The sequence below is a fragment of the Stenotrophomonas sp. CASM101 genome, from assembly GCF_049384845.1.
Classification (GTDB): Bacteria; Pseudomonadota; Gammaproteobacteria; order Xanthomonadales; family Xanthomonadaceae; genus Stenotrophomonas; species Stenotrophomonas hibiscicola.
In genome coordinates, this window is the sequence record NZ_JBMRFR010000001.1 from 511,785 (window position 1) to 530,114 (window position 18,330).

The window sequence follows — 18,330 nt, forward strand, 5'->3', positions numbered from 1 at the left end:
CCTCCCGCTGCCGGGTCAGACGGCCATTTCGCCCTGGTCCTCGCCATCCCAATAGTGGATGCGGCTGGCGCGCACGTGAATCAGCACCAGCCCCGGTGTATCCACGCCCTGCTCGAACCAGCGCTCAAGATCCTTCACCCAGTGCTCGCGCATCACAGCGCGATCGCGCACCAGCGCCGCCCTTCCCTGCACGTGCACGAACAACGGCGGCTTGCCCAGCAGCGACTTGCTGCCGGAAAAACCCAGCGCAACGGCGGGGTCAGCCTCAATCTCGTGCACCATGTCGGTGTCTTCCGTGGTGAAGAACCAGCTGTCACCGTCGTAGTCCACGTCACCGTTGTTGCTCATCGGACGACCGGCAATTTCTCCGCCGGCGCGGGTCTGCAGCATGGTGAAATCGATGTCGGCCATCTTCCTGGCCAGTTCTGGCAGGGTGAGCTGGGTCATGGTGTCGTCCTTCATCAAGTGGAATCCCAGCGTCTGCGCAGAGCGGTGACCGAAGCGTGGAAGGTCCATGGCGACTTCTTCACAGAAAACGAGATAGGGCGCGTGGCGCGTGCGTGACGCGCTGCTCACCACACCACCTGCGTTTGCAGCAGCTGCACGCCCGCGCGTCGGGCGATCCTGCAGACGCTGCGACGGGTGCATGCACGCATTGGCTGACGCGTGCCATCAGCGCGTGATGCGACCGTCCCCCGCCACCCGTACCCGGTCACGCCCCTGTGCCTTGGCCTGGTACATGGCCGCATCGGCGGCACGCAGCAGGCTGCGCCAGCCCAGCGCATCGGTGCCGCCCTTGGCCACCCCGAAACTGGCGGTCACGCGCAGCACGATGCCCCCGGCCAGCGCGATGTCCATCTGCTGAAGCGCCAATCGCAATGATTCAGCCAGCTGGCGCCCGCCGGCCAGATCACCGTCGGCCAGCAGCACCAGGAACTCCTCGCCACCATAGCGGGCGATGTTGTCGCTGCGCCGCAGGTGGTGCCGCAGCAACTGCGCCACCTGCACCAGCACTTCGTCGCCGGCTTCATGGCCATGGCCATCGTTGATGGCCTTGAAGCGATCCACGTCCAGCAGGATCACCACGGCGCTTGCCTCGCCCCCCGCATGTCTCCGCTGCACCACCTCATCCAGCGCGCGCCGATTCAACAGCCCGGTCAGTTGGTCGGTACCGGCCAGCTGGCGCAGCTCGCTGGTCAACGTCGAACGCTCGCGCGATTTCTCGCACAGCACTTCGATGGCATCGAACAGGCGCTGCATCTCGGCCAGCGGGTGGGTGACATTCTCCTCCGGACCGGGCGTATCCGAGGCAAGCTGGATCACCTGCTGCTGCGCCTGCAGCAGTGGCTGCAGGATCTGCAGGTGGGCAATGCGCAGGGCCATGCCCAGCACCACCAGCGTGCCCAGCGCGGTCGCCACCAGCACGGCCAGGCGCATGGCCTCACGGTTGCGACTGCGTTCGAAGCGGGCGATGGACACGCTCAGGTAGCCATCGCGCAGCGCCTCCAGCGACTGCAGGGTCGGCACGTAGCGATTGGTGAACGCGGCGGCGGTCCACGACGGCGGCACGCCACGGCGGCCATCCTCGATCAGCTGCTCGATCATCGGCAGTGACTCACCGAAGAGCTGCCGCCGCGCCATGTCCCAGTGCCAGGACAATTCCGGGTCGCTGCGGAACACCGACTCGTGGCTGCTCGCCAACCGCCACAGCTCCAGCAGGCGGCCCTCGGTCTGCAGCGCAGCGCGCACCTGTTCCTCGCGCCACGCCCCCGGTACCGCCACCGGCGCCATCACGTTCGAGGCCAGGCGGCCACCATGCTCGCGAAGATCGAACAACAGCTGGCCCTGCATTGCCGGAATCGCCGCCTCACGGTCGGCACTGACCAGCGCGTTGATCTGCGCCGAGGTCAGCAGATGCAGGCGATCAACCACCGCGAACATGCCGCTGATCGCACGCTCCACCTCCTCCACACGGCGTGCGTCATGCGGTTGCGCCGCGACATGATCGACCGCAGCCCGCGCCGACTTCAGGCGACGCTGCGCGCTGGCCAGCAGGCGATGCTCGTCGTACACGCCCGGGTCATCCTTGAACACGGTCTCCAGCTGCAGCAGGGCAGTGTCGACCCGCTGGCGTGCGACGGCCAGCTGCGCAGCCAGCCGTGCCTGTTCGGCGGCATCGGCCGGGTCAGCCCCCAGCAGGCTGTTGGCCGGGCCTCGCTCGGCCGAAGCCAGGTTGGCAAGATCGAAGGTCTGCCGCAGCTGCCGCAGGCTGGCCAGGTTGCCTTCGGCGTCGGTGTAGCGCAGTGTTCCCTGGACCAGGGCGATGGCCATCAACGGCAACGTGCACACGACAAACAGCCCAGCCAGGATCCAGACCCAGGTCCGCAACCTGATGGGCGATACCTTGCCGGCCATGCAGAATTCCCCTGAAGTGCGGCTCACTGTAGCGACCGGCTCCGGCGGCGCCAAGCCAGTGCCGCCCCATCCGCGAGGGGGGATATAGCGCAGCGCGCGCGAACGCGCCGACAATGCCGGCGCCCCGACGCCAGCCGATCAGATGCGACAGGTTACGCCGGGTCAGATCCAGCGCTGGTCGACCAGTTCGCGCTTCACGTAGGCATAGAACACCGGCGCCGCCACCAGGCCGGGCAGGCCGAACGCCGCCTCCATCACCAGCATGGCCAGCAGCAGCTCCCAGGCGCGGGCCTGGATTTCACCGCCGACGATGCGCGCATTGAGGAAGTACTCCAGCTTGTGGATCACGATCAGGTACAGCAGCGCCGCCACTGCCACGTAGAACGAGACAGACAGCGCAACGATGGTGATGATCGTGTTGGAAATGATGTTGCCCACCACCGGCAGCAGGCCGGCGACGAAGGTGATCAACACCAGGGTCTTGGACAGCGGCAGGTGCACACCGAACAGCGGCAGCACGCCCAGCAGGAAGATCGCGGTGAACACGGTGTTGAGCAGCGAGATCTTCACCTGTGCGAACACCACCTGGCGGAATGCGGTGGCCAGGCGGCTGGTGCGCCCGATCAGCTCCTGCGCCAACGGCCCCATCTTGGGCACGGGAAGTTCGTCGTACAGCGCGATCATCGCACCCAGCACCATGCCGATCAGCACGCGCACGCCCACCTGCACCACCGAGGTACCGGCCACGCCCAGCTGGCGCTGGTGCTCGGCGGCCCAGTCGTTCAGCGCCGCGCGCAGCGCCGGCATGTCTTCGGGAATGTAGGGTTGCAGCAGCGCCGGCACCTGGTGCCGCGAGGTATTGAGGATCTCCATCAGGCGCGCCAGCAGCGCGTCCGGGCCGCCGGTCTCATTGCGGAAGAACGAGGCCACGCCGATGCCGGCCAATACCAGCGCGCTGATGATGATGGCCGACAATACGATCACCGCGATCGCCCGCGCTCGTCCCGGCGGCAGCTTGCCTTCCACGGTGGAGGCCAGCACGTGGGTCAGCTGGAACACCAGCAGCCCCGACAGCAGGGTCACCACCAGGCCCAGCTTCAACGCCAGCCACATGCCCAGCAACATCATCAACCACGCCGCGATCCGCGCAACGGGGGGCTTGGGCTGTGCAACGAGGGCGTCTTGCATGGGCGGTGCGTCCGGGCGGGGTGGCCCATGGTAGAGGATTGGTGGCGATGATTCCGGGTACAGCATGGACGAGCGCTACGCCCTCGTTCTGCGGTATGCCCACCGCCCCCGGCCCACTATTCGCCATAGCTGGCGTTGTTCTTGCCCTGGCGCTTGGCGTGGTAGAGCGCACGGTCGGCCAGTGCCAGCCAGTCCTCGACGCTGCCACCGCGCGGCGTTGCCGCGATGCCGATGCTGACGCTGAACTCGATGCCCGGTGTTGCCTGCCGTGCTGCTTCCAGCAGGTGCAGGCGGACCCGCTCGGCCACCTGCATCGCATCGATGGGCGCACAGTCGTGCAGCAGCACCACGAACTCGTCGCCTCCCAGCCGCGCAGGGGTATCACCGGGCCGGGCGAAGGCGCGCAGGGTGGACGCGATATGGCGCAGCACTTCGTCCCCGGCACGATGACCATGCGAGTCATTGATGCGCTTGAAGTCATCCACATCAAGCATCAGCAGGCAGGCGAAACCACCCTGACCCTGCGCCTTGTCCAGTGCCTGCTGCGCGCGGACGATCAGAAAGCCGCGGTTGGCCAGCTCCACCAGCGGGTCCATCCGGCTCAGCCGCTTCAACTGGCGGTTCTGCGATTTCACCCGACGGGCCAGCTGCCAGCTGAGAATGCTCAGCCCGATGCCATACACGAACAGGAACGGGATGCTCAGCATGATCGTGCGTTGCGAGGTCACCGGCTGGAATGGGAAGCCGAGCGCCCACCAGGTGAGTGCGAAGCCCAGCAGCAGCGCCAACGTGGCGCGCGTCGCCAGGCGCACGCCACCGGCTGCGATCTTGTCGGCCACCAGCAGCGCGGCAAACAGCGCGCTGGGCACGGCACTGAGCGCCATGAATGCGATCCAGCCGCCGCCGAACAGGGAATCGGCCACCATGCAGCGGAACTGGACGCGCGCCGGCTGGCGGGAGCGCCGGGTCAGCAGCAGCGCCAGCGCGGGCCACGCCAGCGCGTTGAGCAGCAGCAGGACCCACGCCCATCCGCCATTCTGCCGTTCGAGGATGATCGACGCGATGGGGATCGCCCCCAGTCCATTGCCGACAAAACGCATCCAGCCGATGCGACGTGCCGCGCCAATGCCTTCGACCGCGCCTTCCGCCGAATCGGTGAAGAATGGCATTGCCCCCTCCTGCGCGATCGCACCTGCTGCCACGGCCCTTGCCGGGCTGGCTGCCGGTGAGTCTGACAGGTTCGCGTCAATCCGGGATCAAGGCGGCGCCCCGTGGCGCGGTGTTCACCCGCCCCTGGGGGCCGCCGTGGAACCGCGCAGCATGAAGCTGAACTCCAGCGTCTGCTGCAGCGGCACATCGACCTGTTCGATGATGGCGAGCAGCAGGTTGACCGCGCGCTCGCCAATCTGCCGCATCGGCTGCCTGATCGTCGTCAGCGGCGGCGTGAGGTAGCGCGAGGAGGCCAGGTCGTCAAAGCCGACGATGGACAGGTCCTCCGGCACGCGGATGCCCAGCTCCCGGCAGGCAGCGAGAGTGCCCAACGCCATCTGGTCGCTGAAACAGAAGACCGCAGTCGGCACCGGCGCGACGGCCAACATCGACATCGCAGCTGCATGGCCGGACTCCACCGAAAAGTCACCCGGCATGATGTTCAGCTGGCGCAGGCGCCCACGCGCCTTGCCCGCCGCCCGGACCCCTTCCATCCGTTGCTGGTGCAGCGGATTGTCGGGGGGGCCTCCCACCACCGCGATCCGTTCGTGTCCCAGTCCATACAGGTGTTCCATCACCGTGCGCGCGGCGGCGGCATTGTCGATGTGGACGCTGGGAATCCCCAGTGCGGGATCGAATTCACAGCCGTTGACCACCGGTGCGGCGGAACCGCGTTGCTCAACGATGTCACGCGCCGTAGGTGGCAGGCGATGCCCCAGCACGATCATGCCGTCGGCCTCGTTGCGCCGGAGCATCTGCGCGTAGCGCTCCTCGCGGTCCGGTTGATGCTGGGTATCCCCCAGCAGCACCGCGTAGCCGACCGCCTGCGCTGCGTCCTCCGCGCCCTGCAGGATCTGGGCGAAGAACGGATTGGCAATGTCCGGGACGGTGACCAGGATCTTGCCGCTGCGGTGGGTCTTGAGCGTGCGGGCCACCGTGTTGGGCACATAGCCCAGCGCGGCGGCCGCCTGCTCGATGCGCGCACGGGTGGCCGGCAGGACCTTGTCCGGCCGGGACAGTGCCCGCGACACCGTGCCGGCGGAGACGCCGACGTGCTTTGCGATGTCGTAGATGGTGGCCATGGCGTTAGTTCTCCCGTCCGCTGTGCAGTGCACAACAGGTCCTGCGTGCGCCCCTGCTAGGATAATGCAATCGATTGCATCGAGGGCGAATCACGTTGAAGACGCTCAAGGGTCCAGCGCTGTTCCTGGCGCAGTTCATCGGCGACACAGCTCCTTTTGATCGGCTGGACACGCTGGCCGGATGGGCCGCGGGTCTGGGCTATTCTGGCGTACAAGTTCCCACCTCCGCGCCCCGCCTGTTCGATCTGGCCGAGGCGGCACGCAGCCAGGCGTACTGCGACGATATTGCCGGCATGCTGGCCGGTTACGGCCTTCAGATCACCGAATTGTCTACCCATCTGCAGGGGCAGCTGGTCGCCGTCCATCCTGCCTACGACAGCCTGTTCGACGGATTCGCCCCGGCGAACGTGCGCGGCAACCCGCCGGCGCGCCAGGCGTGGGCGGTGGAGCAGCTGCGGCTGGCGGCTCAGGCCAGCCAGCGCCTGGGGCTGGCCGCGCATGCCACCTTCTCCGGCGCACTGGCCTGGCCCTATTTCTATCCGTGGCCGCAGCGCCCGCCGGGCCTGGTGGAAGAAGCCTTCACCGAACTCGGCCGCCGCTGGCGACCGATCCTGGATGTCTTCGACACCTGTGGCGTGGACCTGTGCTTCGAGCTCCACCCGGGCGAGGACCTGCACGATGGCGCAACCTTCGAGCGCTTCCTTGACGTGGTCGATCACCACCCGCGCGCGAAGATCCTGTACGACCCCAGCCACCTGCTGCTGCAGCAGATGGACTACCTCGGTTTCATCGATCGCTACCACGCGCGCATCGGCGTCTTCCACGTGAAGGACGCGGAGTACCGGCCCAGCGCGCGCAGCGGCGTGTATGGCGGCTACCAGGACTGGATCGATCGCCCGGGCCGGTTCCGTTCACTCGGTGATGGCCAGATCGACTTCAAGGCGATCTTCTCCAGATTCGCGCAGTACGACTTCCCGGGCTGGGCGGTACTGGAATGGGAGTGCTGCCTGAAACACCCGGAAGACGGTGCACGCGAGGGCGCCGCCTTCATCCGCGATCACATCATCCATGTAACCGAACGCGCCTTCGACGATTTTGCCGGGAGCGGCACGGATCTGGAATCACTTCACCGCATGCTGGGAATCTGAACCATTTCCGCCCCGGGAGGGCAAGCCATGACGCACGCGATGTCGCGCCTGGGCGCGATGATGTTTCTGCAGTTCTTCATCTGGGGGGCGTGGTTCGTCACCCTGGGGACGTACCTTGTGCAGGGCCCCTTGCAGGCCAGCGCGAGCCAAGTGGCAACCGCGTTCCTCAGCCAGTCCATCGGCGCCATCGTGGCACCCTTCCTGGTCGGCCTGATCGCGGACCGCTATTTCGCGGCGCAGCGCATCCTGGCAGTACTGCACCTGGCTGGCGCGGTGCTGATGTGGCTGGCTTCCACCGCCACCAGTTTCAGCGTGTTTTCCGCGTGCGTCATGGGCTACATGCTGCTGTTCATGCCGACGCTGGCCCTGGCCAACAGCGTGGCGATGCGGCACATGCAATCGCCGGAGAAGCAGTTCCCGCTGGTACGCGTGGCCGGCAGCGTCGGCTGGATCGTCGCAGGCGTGCTGATCGGCTGGCTGGGCTGGGAACAGGCGCATCGGCTTGAACTGACGTTCCGGATGGCGGCTGCGGCATCGCTGGTGCTGGGCCTGTATGCGTTCACCCTGCCGCACACGCCACCACTGGCGCAGCAGCGCGAGGCCGGGCTGGGACAGATCCTGGGGCTGGATTCGTTGCGGCTGCTGAAATCGCGTGCCTATCTGGTGTTCTTCCTGGCCTCCATCGCCATCTGCATTCCGCTGTCGTTCTACTACAACTTCACCAATCCGTATCTCAACGACCTGGGCGTGCAGGGCGCCGCCGGCCTGCAGTCGCTGGGCCAGGTGTCCGAAGTGCTGCTGATGCTGGCCATGCCCTTCCTGTTCGTGCGGCTGGGGGTGAAGACCATGCTGGCGGTCGGCATGGCCGCCTGGGTGGTGCGCTACGCCCTGTTCGCCTTCGGCGATGCCGGTGGCGGCTTCCCGCTGCTGGTGATCGGCATCGTGCTGCACGGCATCTGCTACGACTTCTTCTTCGTCACCGGCCAGATCTACACCGACGCCCATGCCGGCCCCGCCGCGCGCAGCAGCGCACAGGGCTTCATCACCCTGGCCACCTACGGCGTGGGCATGCTGATCGGCACCTTCCTGTCCGGTGCCGTAGTGGAGCACTTCACCACCGCAGCAGGCCCGGACTGGCAACAGATCTGGTTGTTCCCGGCCGGTGTTGCACTGGTGGTGCTGATCGCCTTCCTGCTGCTGTTCCGCGACCGCCCGGCAGCTGCTGCAGCGCCGTACACACCCTGAGGAGACCGGACGATGCCCCCGCTTGGAATCGCCATCGTTGGTACCGGCATGATCGGCGCGGTGCATCGCCGCGCGGCACTGCTGGCGGGCGCCGCGGTACGCGGCGTACTGGCCTCGTCGCCGCAGCGCGCGAGCGAGGTGGCACACGCGTGGAATGTCCCGCACGCCTATCGCGATATCGATGACGTCGTCGCTGACCCCCAGGTGCAGGTCGTGCACATCTGCACGCCCAACCACCTGCACCGCGTGATGGCGCAGGCCGCGCTGGAAGCCGGCAAGCACGTGATCTGCGAGAAACCGTTGGCGACGACGGTGGACGATGCACGGGCGCTCGCGGCGCTGGCTGCCTCGACCGGATTGGTTGCCACCGTCCCCTTCGTCTACCGCTACCACCCGGTGGTCCGCGAGGCGCGTGCACGCATCGCGCAGGGTGAACTTGGGCCGTTGCACCTGATCCATGGCAGCTACCTGCAGGACTGGCTGCTGGACCCGGCCAGCAACAACTGGCGGGTTGACCCGGCGCTGGGCGGCGCGTCGCGCGTGTTCGCCGACATCGGCTCGCACTGGTGTGACCTGGTGGAATGGGTCAGTGGCGAACGCTTCACCGAAGCGAGCGCGGCGTTCGCCACGGTCATCGCCGAGCGCAGCGCCACCACTGGCCAGAGCTTCAGCACGCCGGCGACAGGCGGCGCAAGGCAGGCGGTCGAGAGCGAGGACGTGGCCGCAGCGATGTTCAGGACCGGCGCCGGCACGCTGGCGTCATTGACGGTCAGCCAGGTCTCGGCCGGACGCCACAACCGGCTCTGGTTCGAGATCGATGGCGCCAATGCGAGCGTGGCGTTCAACCAGGAGGATGCCGAGCGGCTGTGGATCGGCCGGCCCGAGCAGCGCGAGGAAATCTTCGTGCGCGGCCCGGGTGCCGGCAGTGCCGAACAGCGCCGGTTGTCGCCGCTGCCAGCGGGGCATGCCCAGGGCTACGGCCACTGCTTCGAAGCGTTCGTCGCCGACACCTATCGTGCCGTTGACGGCGAGCGCTTCGAAGGCCTGCCCACCTTCGAAGACGGCCTGCGCTCGGCGCGGATCGTCGATCGCGTCATTGCATCGGCCAGGTCACGCGCCTGGACCGCCATCGGTTGAATCCCGCGAGGAACTGTTGATGAAAGCTCTTTTCCGTAGAAGTGCAGGTCTCATCCTGCTGCTCGCTGCCCTGCCCGCCTTCGCAGACGAAGCGGCCACCACGCAGAAGCCGATCGCGGTGCAGATGTACACCCTGCGCAATGCAGGCTCGCTCGACCAGCAGCTGAAAATCGTCCACGACGCGGGCGTGCGCGCGGTGGAGACCGTCGGAACGCAGAACGTCAGCGCTCCGGAACTGAAGCGACTGCTGGACCGGTACTCGATCAGGGCGGTTTCGTCGCACGTGCAGCTGGCCGAGCTGCGCGACAACCTCGATGGCGTGGTGGCCTTCAACCGCTCGATAGGCAACACCACACTGGTGGTGCCCTACCTGGACCAGAAGGACCGTCCGCGCGATGCCGCCGGCTGGACCGCATTGGGCCAGGAGCTGGGCCGGATCGCCAGACAGGTGCGCGGCAAGGGCATGCAGCTGGCCTATCACAACCACGATTTCGAGCTGGCCGACTTCGACGGTCAGACCGGGCTGGAGCTGCTGTTCGCAGCGGCCGGACCCGATCTGAAGACCGAACTGGACCTGGCCTGGGTCGCGCGAGCGGGACTGGACCCGGCGGTGATGCTTGGCAAGTTCCGCGGTCACGTTTTTGCGGTACACGCCAAGGACAATGCACCCAAGGGCCAGGCCGAAGACGAAGGTGGTTTCGCTGCGGTCGGCCAGGGCGTGCTGGACTGGAACGCGATCCTGCCGGCCGCCGCCACCGCTGGCGTGCAGTGGTACATCGTCGAACACGACCAGCCACGCGATCCGGCCAAGGTCATCCAGGCCGGCGCGGACTACCTGCGTGAACACCTGCCCAACGTGCCCGCCCGTGCACGGCACTGACGCATGAAGGAGTTCCCCATGAAAATGATCCTGGCAGTGGCCGTAGCCCTGGGCGGCGTGAGCCATGCAGCCGCAGCCTGGGCCAAGGACGATCCCGCCGCTGGCGCGAAACTCTACGCCCAGCACTGCACTGCCTGCCACGGTGCTGAACGCGCCGGCGTACCGCCGACCTTCCCGGCGCTTACCGACGTCGGCAAGCGGCTTCAGCCCGCCCAGGTCAAGGACAGAATCAGGAAGGGCGGCGGGTTGATGCCGCCCTTTGCCCAGCTGTCGCAGCAGGAGATCGACGACCTCGCCAGTTACCTGGTGAAGTAGTCGTGCAGCTACAGTTCGCGCACCCAGATGTTGCGGTAACTGACCTTCGAGTCATGCTCCTGCAGGTAGAGCGGCGCACATCCGTGCGGTGAGTAGGAGGGAGGACCGAGGTACTCGGTCCTGCCCGCCACAGCCGTATCGTCCTGCACCAGAACACCGTTGTGCAGCACCGTGATGCGCGCCGGCGAGAGCAGCCCACCGCCCGGAGAGAAGCGCGGTCCCTTCCAGATGATGTCGTAGGCCTGCCACTGCCCCGGTGCGCGCGAGGCGTTCACCAACGGCATCGCCTGCTTGTAGATCGACCCCGCCTGGCCGTTGGCATACGTCGGGTTGTTGTAGCTGTCGAGCACCTGCAACTCATACAGTTCCTGCAGGAAGATGCCGCTGTTGCCCCGGTTCTGGCCGTCGAAGCCTTTCGTCTCGGTGGGGGTACGCCATTCGACATGCAGCTGGATATCGCAGAAGCGTTGCCTGGTGCGGATGCCCTTGCTGCCCGGAACGACGGTCATGGCGCCATCGGCAACCTTCCAGGGTACACGCCCTCCCTGCTCCGCCTCCCAGGCCGAGACATCCTTGCCATCGAACAGCACGATGGCGTCCGACGGTGCCTTGCCCGGTGGCGTGGCCACCACCGCAGGCACCGGCGTCCACACCTCGGTCTTCTTCGGGTCACGCGCAGCATCGGCACCGTCCTGTGCGAATGCCGTCGCAGCGGCAAGCAGGCCGGCGGTGCCCAGCAGAGCGCGGATCATCCAGGTGTCGTCCATCAGCTGGTCCCCCATGCAGGCGTACCGGGAACGTAGGCAAGGTCGCCGTCGTAACGTCCCGGCACAGCGACGTATTGCAGCACCCCGGTCGCACCGACCTTGGAGGTGAAGAAGCCGAAGATGGCCAGTTGCTTGATCATCGTGAAGTAATGCGGCATCGCCTCGCCTTCTTCTGGCGTACCGGTCTCGGTCACATCGGCATTGCGCGCCTTGGCTTCGGCATCCAGGGTACGCAGCAACGCGGTGCGTGCCTCCGGCGTGAGCGACAGGAAGCGGCCACCGGCACGCTTGTCGATGTCGGCCAGGCCGGCACGGAACACCGCCTGCTGGCGAGCGGTGTAGCAGTCGCTGACGAACGTCGCCATAAAGGCACCGGCGCCCGCGTCCTTCGCCCCGGGTGTCCGGGTCCGCGGCAGGATGGTCTCGGCGATCTCGTCCAGCGTGCCGATATCGGCATCGGAGAACGCGGCCATCGCCCCGGCCGCTGGCGCTTTGCCCTGCACCAGCGCAGGCAGGCCGACCATGGCCGCACCGGTGGCGGCGACGATCATCTTCAGCAGTTCGCGGCGATCCATCAGAGGTTCCCCGCTTTCAGTTCGCGCACCGCATGGTCGGCGGCACGCGCCGTCAACGCCATGTACGTCAGCGAGGGATTCACGCAGGCGCTGGAAGTCATGCAGGCACCGTCGGTCACATAGACATTGGGCGCATCCCAGACCTGGTTGTGTGCATTCAACACCGAGCTCTTCCGATCACGTCCCATGCGCGCGGTCCCCATCTCATGGATGCCCTTGCCCGGGGCATAGTCGTTGTCGTGCATCTTCACGTCCTTGACCCCTGCCGCCTCCAGCATCTCGGCGGCATCGGCGGCCATGTCCTTGCGCATCGCCAGTTCGTTGGCGCGCATGGACACGTCCATCGCCAGCACCGGCAGCCCCCACTTGTCCTTGCGCTCGCGGTCCAGGCGGATCGTGTTGTCGTGGTGCGGCAGCATCTCACCGAACCCGGTCATGCCGATGCGCCAGTCGCCCGGCACGGTCAGCGCTTCCTTCAGGTCGGCACCGATGTTCAGCTCGGCGATCTCGCGCGACCAGCCGGTGCGGCTGGCACCGCCCTGGTAACCGAACCCGCGCAGGTAGCCGCGCTTGTCGGCGGCCACGTTGCGGAACCGCGGAATGTAGAAACCGCAGGGACGACGACCGAAGTAGTACTTGTCTTCGTAGCCCTCGACCCGGCCCGAGGCGCCCGCACCGAAATGATGGTCCATCACGTTGTGCCCGAGCTCACCCGACGAAGAGCCCAGCCCCCCGTCCCAGACGTCGGTCGCCGAATTCATCAGCAGCCAGGTCGAGTTGAAGGACGATGCATTGAGGAAGATGACCTTGGCCGTGTACTGGTAGGTCTGGCCTGTTTCGGCGTCGATGACCTCCACGCCGCGCGCACGCTTGCGGTCCTTGTCGTAGAGCACTTCCTTGACGATCGAGACCGGCCGCAGGGTCAGGTTGCCGGTCTTCATCGCCGCCGGCAGCGTCGCCGACTGGGTCGAGAAATAGGCACCGAAGGGACAGCCCAGGATGCACTTGTTGCGGTACTGGCAGTTCACGCGGCCCTGCTCGGGCATCGGCTGGGTGATGTTGGCAGTGCGCGAGTGGATCATGTGCCGTGTTCCGCCGAAGGCCTTCTTGATCCGCGCGGCCACATCCTTCTCGACGATGTTCAAGGGAATCGGCGGCAGGACTTCGCCGTCCGGCAACACGTCCAGTCCTTCGCGCGTGCCGGCAATGCCGGCGAACCTCTCTACATGGTCGTACCACGGCGCGATGTCGGCATAGCGGATTGGCCAATCGGTGGCGATGCCGTCCTTGAGGTTGGCCTCGAAATCCAGATCGGAGAAGCGATAGCTCTGCCGCCCCCACATCAAGGAACGACCACCGACGTGGTAGCCACGGAACCAGTCGAAGCGCTTGGTCTCGATGTAGGGCGAGTCCTGCTCGTTGGCCCACATCCCTTCCAGGTTCTCAGCCAGCCCGTAGTCGCGCATCAGCACCGGGAACGCGGCCTTCATTGCCTGCGTTGGCCGGTTGCGGTGCGGGAAATCCCACGCCTCCTTCATCGCGTTGACGTAGTCCTTGACGTGCTCGATGTTGCGCCCGCGTTCCAGCATCAGGACCTTCAGGCCCTTCTCGGTCAGCTCCTTCGCTGCCCAGCCGCCACTGATTCCCGAGCCAACAACAATGGCGTCGTAGTGATTATCTGCCATGGGTCTCTCACCTGGGTGGATATCGTTTCAGACGTCGCAGAGGCGGATCGCCTCGCGCAATGAGGCAACGGGATCGGGCGCGGCAGGCGTGAACTCCTGCGCCAGATACCCCTCAAAACCGGTGTCGCGGATCGCGCGGCAGATCGCTGCATAGTTCAGCTCCTGCTGGTCTCCGATCTCATGCCGGCCAGGCACACCTGCGGTGTGGTAGTGCTTGAAGCAGGCGTGATGCTTGCCGATGGTGGCGATGATGTCGCCCTCCATGATCTGCATGTGGTAGATGTCGTACAGCAGGCCGAAGTTGTCCGAGCCGAGCCGCTGGCACAACTCCACGCCCCAGGCCGAGTGGTCGCACAGGTAGTCGCGGTGATCGACCTTGGAGTTGAGCAGCTCCATCACCAGCACCACACCGCGCTTCTCGGCATGCCCGAGGATGCGCTTGAGGCCAGCCTCGGCATTGGCCATGCCGTCATGCGGGTCCATACCGTTGCGGTTGCCAGAGAAGCAGATGAGATTCCGGTAACCGGCATCGGCCACCAGATCGATGTGCCGCGTGTAGCGCTCTACCAGCTGGTCGTGGAACTCACGTCCGGCAAAGCCCTTGGTAAGGCCCAGCTCCGCGCCGTTGCACATCGAGCTGTAGACGCCATGGGCCTTCAGCGTGGGCCAGTCTTCGGGGCCGACCAGGTCGATCGCGGCAAAGCCGATGTCCTTCACCGTCGCGCAGAGCTGGGCAACTGACAGCTGCGGGAAGGTCCAGCGGGCCACGGCCTGCTTCAGGTTGCCCTTCAGCGGTGCAGTGGTGGCGAATGCAGGCAACGCTCCCGCAGTACCCAGAGCTACGCCTCCAGCAACCGCCATGCGCAGCGCATCGCGCCGCGTGAGCCCCCTCGAAGGAGCCGGTCTGATCGAATGGATGGACATCCACCTTCCGGCCTCCCAACCGGTATCAAACGCAACGATCCACAGCAATGCAATCGATTGCACCATAGGGGAGGAAATTGGATGCTTGCAAGTTGCGGTGCACGAAAATTCAATGCTGCGGGGCACAACTCCGTAGCAATCGCGGACAAAGAAAAGCCCCGCATGAGCGGGGCTTTCTTTTCTGCTGCAGGCGAGCGTCCGATCAGAACGGTTGTGAATACTAAAGATGTCAACAACTACTCCCTGGCCAGACAAGGCAAGCACTCTCATCGACTGAGCCTGGTCGAACGTAAACATCTGCTTGTCAGCCCAGAGTGTCGACGCGGTTACCGGCTTCTGCGTCCCGCCTTGAGCTACTGGAAGCAGCCAAACGTCTATCGCTGGGCTGAAACCAAGCTGCGCCATAACCCATCAAACCGGTAGCACGGGCCCGACGAGCCCTTCCCCATGCTCCCCCTCGCGGCACGCTCAGCAAAACACTAGGCAGCTTAGAGCGAGTCGACCAGGGTTAGATTGTCATGTCGCAGACAGGAACCGAGGCATCGACGGACGTGATTATGGACTTAAAGGCGAAAAGGAAGCGCACAATGAAAGACTAACGACCACCCACAAAGCCAGGATCAATTCACTTCCTGCTAGAACATGAACTAGCTCCAGTCCGGCGGCAATGGACGCCACGCTCCCGCAGCTTCGTCTGAAAGCTTTTTAAGAGCCCGACGCGCTCCGACAAAGTCTCGCTTAGCCAGCGCGGAACGCAGACGCGCGAATCGATCCACGGCCTGCTTATCCCCCCCCTGGAACGCGAGCAGGCTCGTCAACGGCACATCAAAACAGACGACATCGTTCACATCGCGCTCGATAAGCCGACAAAGGTCCCGCTCCCAGCGAACTGTTCTTGGGGCCCAAGCACGACAATCTGAGTAATGTCCATTATTCGCAATCGCAATGACATTGTGAAGCTGGAAGCCAACAGATTGAATAAGATGATCATATGAGGAAGTATCGGGGTTCCAAGCTGGGCAGAGCACCATCTGTGCACGACCGAGCAGATCAGCAACTCGGCGCGCCTCGATAAGTTCACTGCAAATAAGCACAGAGAAGGCACCCCAAGCGGAGTGTATTACGGTCCTAGGCAGCGAACTCACATGCGGAGGCGCAAATGAAACAGGCGTTTTCTGCTTTAAGAGCATGGCCGCCTCTTCTCTTGCTGGAAGCCGCTTTGTCCATGGCCACGCCGCGACAGAGAAGAAGGGCCCCGGAAGGACCGCGAAAACTTGATTTGCGACATATGGCTGCGTATGCGTCCCATGATGGATGTATTCGAGACCGACAACCAATCCATAATGACCGGCCTTTACGACATGATTCGCGACAGTACGAAACCATTTCCGAGGCAAGGAGAGCTCCGGCAGAACGAGTAACTCAACAGCCTTGCTTCTAGATGCTGCCGCCGCCTTCTCCAAGACATCGGTCAGCCCCTGAAGTCTGCTCTTTGTATGCCGAGCGGCGCCGTACGGGCTGCCACGGGTACGGGTAGCTGCCCCGATCCATGCGGCGTCATCAACAACGAGATTACCCAGTATTATCCGCGGCTCCATTGGCACGGCGCCAGCCTCTAGTGGCCGTCCAGCAGAGGGCCGCTCAATTGATATCGTACTGCGGTCAAGGACAGTACCGACGGCATCTTTGTATTCCGTACCGCGAACTGCGTTAACTATTCGAATGAGATCATCGAAAGTAGATCCATCAAACCCCAGGTCTTCTACACGAAAAAGCCAGCGCCGTGCAATGTCGAAATACGATGGTGGGCGTGTACAAAGGAACAAGCGAGCGGCGGGCATTATCCAGGATGGATCACCAACGCCTTCACACTTGGCAATGTATTCGTCTATGGCCTGCAGTCGAGTTGCCAACTCCTTGTTCCTTGAAAGCCCCGAGCGGAGCCATTGGCGGTCGACGTCAGTAGAATTTCGACTTGGAAGCGCATCGTCTTCTCGGTCCCGCGAACGGAGGTCAGCTGAAGCAAGCTGCTCAGCACGCCGGCGAAGTACTGTCGCCTTCACTTCCACTGTCCTAACCCTTAGGCCGCCAGGGAAGCGACTGGCGATAGCTTTGGCATCCATGCCAATTGGTAGACAGGAGCAGATCGCCTCCAGTCGACGCTCATGAAGGTAGTTGCGAAGCCACGTCCACGGAGCACGGCGACTGGAATCGATTTCGTTACCTCGGTAGTAGAGCTTGCTCGTTGTCGCTTTCAGAGCATCCACACTTCCCCATACGCGATCGGTGCGCTTACGAAGTTCCTTAGCAGATTTCCAATCACCGGTACAGATTGCGAGTTTGAGAAGTCGCAAGGTCACGTCGAGGTCGTTTACCCAGCTGTCCTCAGCATCAAGCACCCGCCCTACTCGCTCTAGGCTTGTTCTTACAAGATCTCGAGCTTCACTGTGATCGATAAGACTTGATACACGCTCAAGCGAACGCAGACTCGTGGATAACGCAAAACGTTCGAGCCGAGCGCGGTCAGCCTCCCGGAGAACTCGCAAGGGAGAGCCTTCCACGTTGCCCGCACGAATGAGGTGACTAACACCGTCCCCCACCAAAGTAGATGAATCTACAAAGGCGCGCCGCTCGCTCAATGCCTTAGCAAAATCTGATGCGACAGCGTCTACGAAGTCCGCACCAGGAACACCCGCCAAGTGGTGCGCACGAACCTTTCTTTCCTGAAGCTCGAACTCCGAACCTCGCCGATTAAGCGCTTCCGAATCCAGCCTAAAAACACCGGTACCGCTCGGATCGACGTTCGAATTGAGCGGCAGAAACCGCCGAATCGTATCAGCCAAATCTCGCTCACCATCCGCATCGGCAACGATTACCAAATCATCCACATATCTCTTGTAGCAAATCACACCAGGGCGAGATGCGACATGACTATCGAGCGGCGCAAGAGCCAGGTTAGCTATCAGCCTGCTCGTCAACGCCCCTATCGGAACACCTATACGGATAGGTGTCGCTGCACGCGCTGACGCCACTTTATAAAACTTAGCGTACGCACCAAGTAACGACACCGTAGCATGCCGATATTCGTCAATGAAATATTCATCTGCCCCAGCACTCACCAGCTCCGCAATTAGCGAGCGATCCAACATGAAAGAGGGATCGATAGTCTCATAGAAATTCGCAAGATCACCGCTAACGATTAGCGTCTGATCACCAAGCTCAAGATTGAATTTTGCCGCACTGAGCGGAGCTGAACGGAATTGCTGATAACGTTTCGGCCAGTATTCAAACAGCCAGCGACGATGGGGAATAACCGCCCCCTGACGAAGATCTAGCCTATAGCCCAATACGTCACTTGAGAGGAGTGAATCCAGAAGGCCACCAAACCGCCACAAATAGAGAACTTCGGCGATTGCGAAGTCCGGATGTGGCGTTATTCGCAGCTGCACCTCAATCGGTTTAGCAGCGCCATCCTCACGACTTGCCCCGATGCGTATGAGCCCACCAGAGCCGTCTGGACTGGCATGGAAGCGCTTCGGCACTATCCACACCTCGCCAACCTGAAGTTTATCGAACCACTTGCCATTAGACAGCTTTGCCTGAAGCGATTTCAGGTTGTCAGGCAGACTCTCTTCGTAGGCCGCGAGCTCGACAAGGCCAACCCCGCGCTTCTCAAAGAAGAGCGCAGATTTCGCTTGGCGAAATGCGAGGTAGAGTTCTGAGATTGATGGAACTTTTGAGCCCTTGCTCACCGAACGCC

At 63.9% G+C, this 18,330-nt stretch carries 16 protein-coding genes; 6 read left to right on the top strand and 10 right to left on the bottom strand.

Features of this window, described 5'->3' with window-relative positions:
• Nucleotides 1-15 precede the first annotated feature (15 nt).
• The 5 genes from VG543_RS02535 to VG543_RS02555 form a co-directional block, all read right to left on the bottom strand.
• Nucleotides 16-447 (bottom strand): pyridoxamine 5'-phosphate oxidase family protein, encoded by a 432-nt coding sequence (locus VG543_RS02535; RefSeq protein ID WP_026346954.1) that lies wholly within the window; start codon nucleotides 445-447, stop codon nucleotides 16-18.
• A 225-nt stretch (nucleotides 448-672) separates the two neighbouring features.
• Nucleotides 673-2,415, bottom strand: coding sequence for a diguanylate cyclase (locus tag VG543_RS02540; RefSeq protein ID WP_423177644.1), 1,743 nt, complete (start codon nucleotides 2,413-2,415; stop codon nucleotides 673-675).
• Nucleotides 2,416-2,577: 162 nt separating this feature from the next.
• The gene (locus tag VG543_RS02545) at nucleotides 2,578-3,603 is read right to left on the bottom strand and encodes an AI-2E family transporter (RefSeq protein WP_019659360.1); all 1,026 of its coding nucleotides are present in this window, start codon (nucleotides 3,601-3,603) and stop codon (nucleotides 2,578-2,580) included.
• Between the two features lie 116 nt (nucleotides 3,604-3,719).
• Nucleotides 3,720-4,772 (bottom strand): sensor domain-containing diguanylate cyclase, encoded by a 1,053-nt coding sequence (locus VG543_RS02550; protein ID WP_019659361.1) that lies wholly within the window; start codon nucleotides 4,770-4,772, stop codon nucleotides 3,720-3,722.
• A 114-nt stretch (nucleotides 4,773-4,886) separates the two neighbouring features.
• Entirely contained in the window at nucleotides 4,887-5,894 is a 1,008-nt protein-coding gene (locus VG543_RS02555; protein WP_058980811.1) for a LacI family DNA-binding transcriptional regulator, read from the bottom strand.
• A gap of 95 nt (nucleotides 5,895-5,989) precedes the next feature.
• Between VG543_RS02555 and VG543_RS02560 the strand changes: the two genes are divergently transcribed.
• From VG543_RS02560 to VG543_RS02580, 5 genes are read left to right on the top strand one after another with little or no spacing between them, the layout of a single operon-like run.
• Nucleotides 5,990-7,042 carry a sugar phosphate isomerase/epimerase family protein gene (locus VG543_RS02560; RefSeq protein ID WP_423177645.1) on the top strand — a complete coding sequence of 351 codons (1,053 nt, stop codon included), beginning with the start codon at nucleotides 5,990-5,992 and terminating at the stop codon, nucleotides 7,040-7,042.
• A gap of 27 nt (nucleotides 7,043-7,069) precedes the next feature.
• A complete protein-coding gene (locus VG543_RS02565) occupies nucleotides 7,070-8,287 on the top strand; it encodes a nucleoside permease (RefSeq protein WP_134730415.1) in 1,218 nt (405 codons plus the stop codon).
• Nucleotides 8,288-8,299: 12 nt separating this feature from the next.
• The gene (locus tag VG543_RS02570) at nucleotides 8,300-9,424 is read left to right on the top strand and encodes a Gfo/Idh/MocA family protein (RefSeq protein WP_423177646.1); all 1,125 of its coding nucleotides are present in this window, start codon (nucleotides 8,300-8,302) and stop codon (nucleotides 9,422-9,424) included.
• Between the two features lie 19 nt (nucleotides 9,425-9,443).
• Nucleotides 9,444-10,304, top strand: a complete 861-nt coding sequence (locus tag VG543_RS02575; RefSeq protein WP_206621306.1) for a sugar phosphate isomerase/epimerase family protein — start codon at nucleotides 9,444-9,446, stop codon at nucleotides 10,302-10,304.
• A gap of 18 nt (nucleotides 10,305-10,322) precedes the next feature.
• Nucleotides 10,323-10,619: a c-type cytochrome gene (locus VG543_RS02580; RefSeq protein ID WP_233653128.1), complete on the top strand. Its 297-nt coding sequence runs from the start codon at nucleotides 10,323-10,325 to the stop codon at nucleotides 10,617-10,619.
• Between the two features lie 8 nt (nucleotides 10,620-10,627).
• Here the strand turns inward: VG543_RS02580 and VG543_RS02585 are convergent, their stop codons facing one another.
• The 4 genes from VG543_RS02585 to VG543_RS02600 are packed head-to-tail and all read right to left on the bottom strand — an operon-like array spanning nucleotide 10,628 to nucleotide 14,570.
• Complete coding sequence (locus VG543_RS02585) at nucleotides 10,628-11,401, bottom strand: 3-keto-disaccharide hydrolase (protein WP_233653129.1); 774 nt, start codon at nucleotides 11,399-11,401, stop codon at nucleotides 10,628-10,630.
• Nucleotides 11,386-11,961: a gluconate 2-dehydrogenase subunit 3 family protein gene (locus tag VG543_RS02590; RefSeq protein WP_423177648.1), complete on the bottom strand. Its 576-nt coding sequence runs from the start codon at nucleotides 11,959-11,961 to the stop codon at nucleotides 11,386-11,388. Before VG543_RS02590 ends, VG543_RS02585 begins: the two co-directional genes overlap by 16 nt.
• On the bottom strand, nucleotides 11,961-13,646 hold the full coding sequence (locus tag VG543_RS02595) for a GMC oxidoreductase (RefSeq protein WP_423177650.1): 1,686 nt from the start codon (nucleotides 13,644-13,646) through the stop codon (nucleotides 11,961-11,963). Before VG543_RS02595 ends, VG543_RS02590 begins: the two co-directional genes overlap by 1 nt.
• Before the next feature lie 27 nt (nucleotides 13,647-13,673).
• On the bottom strand, nucleotides 13,674-14,570 hold the full coding sequence (locus tag VG543_RS02600) for a hydroxypyruvate isomerase family protein (RefSeq protein ID WP_329859012.1): 897 nt from the start codon (nucleotides 14,568-14,570) through the stop codon (nucleotides 13,674-13,676).
• A gap of 162 nt (nucleotides 14,571-14,732) precedes the next feature.
• On the opposite strand from VG543_RS02600, the gene VG543_RS02605 reads away from it, so the two are divergent.
• Nucleotides 14,733-14,993, top strand: a complete 261-nt coding sequence (locus tag VG543_RS02605) for a hypothetical protein (protein ID WP_423177651.1) — start codon at nucleotides 14,733-14,735, stop codon at nucleotides 14,991-14,993.
• Nucleotides 14,994-15,217: 224 nt separating this feature from the next.
• Here the strand turns inward: VG543_RS02605 and VG543_RS02610 are convergent, their stop codons facing one another.
• On the bottom strand, nucleotides 15,218-18,322 hold the full coding sequence (locus tag VG543_RS02610) for a hypothetical protein (RefSeq protein ID WP_423177652.1): 3,105 nt from the start codon (nucleotides 18,320-18,322) through the stop codon (nucleotides 15,218-15,220).
• Nucleotides 18,323-18,330 lie beyond the last annotated feature (8 nt).

Excerpts from the sequence above, each read along its gene's own strand:
- VG543_RS02590 (WP_423177648.1), bottom strand. The coding sequence starts at position 11,961 with ATGGATCGCCGCGAACTGCTGAAGATGATCGTCGCCGCCACCGGTGCG.
- VG543_RS02605 (WP_423177651.1), top strand. The coding sequence starts at position 14,733 with ATGAGCGGGGCTTTCTTTTCTGCTGCAGGCGAGCGTCCGATCAGAACG.
- VG543_RS02545 (WP_019659360.1), bottom strand. The coding sequence starts at position 3,603 with ATGCAAGACGCCCTCGTTGCACAGCCCAAGCCCCCCGTTGCGCGGATC.
- VG543_RS02570 (WP_423177646.1), top strand. The coding sequence starts at position 8,300 with ATGCCCCCGCTTGGAATCGCCATCGTTGGTACCGGCATGATCGGCGCG.
- VG543_RS02575 (WP_206621306.1), top strand. The coding sequence starts at position 9,444 with ATGAAAGCTCTTTTCCGTAGAAGTGCAGGTCTCATCCTGCTGCTCGCT.
- VG543_RS02550 (WP_019659361.1), bottom strand. The coding sequence starts at position 4,772 with ATGCCATTCTTCACCGATTCGGCGGAAGGCGCGGTCGAAGGCATTGGC.
- VG543_RS02565 (WP_134730415.1), top strand. The coding sequence starts at position 7,070 with ATGACGCACGCGATGTCGCGCCTGGGCGCGATGATGTTTCTGCAGTTC.
- VG543_RS02585 (WP_233653129.1), bottom strand. The coding sequence starts at position 11,401 with ATGGGGGACCAGCTGATGGACGACACCTGGATGATCCGCGCTCTGCTG.
- VG543_RS02600 (WP_329859012.1), bottom strand. The coding sequence starts at position 14,570 with ATGTCCATCCATTCGATCAGACCGGCTCCTTCGAGGGGGCTCACGCGG.
- VG543_RS02535 (WP_026346954.1), bottom strand. The coding sequence starts at position 447 with ATGACCCAGCTCACCCTGCCAGAACTGGCCAGGAAGATGGCCGACATC.
- VG543_RS02595 (WP_423177650.1), bottom strand. The coding sequence starts at position 13,646 with ATGGCAGATAATCACTACGACGCCATTGTTGTTGGCTCGGGAATCAGT.
- VG543_RS02540 (WP_423177644.1), bottom strand. The coding sequence starts at position 2,415 with ATGGCCGGCAAGGTATCGCCCATCAGGTTGCGGACCTGGGTCTGGATC.
- VG543_RS02580 (WP_233653128.1), top strand. The coding sequence starts at position 10,323 with ATGAAAATGATCCTGGCAGTGGCCGTAGCCCTGGGCGGCGTGAGCCAT.
- VG543_RS02555 (WP_058980811.1), bottom strand. The coding sequence starts at position 5,894 with ATGGCCACCATCTACGACATCGCAAAGCACGTCGGCGTCTCCGCCGGC.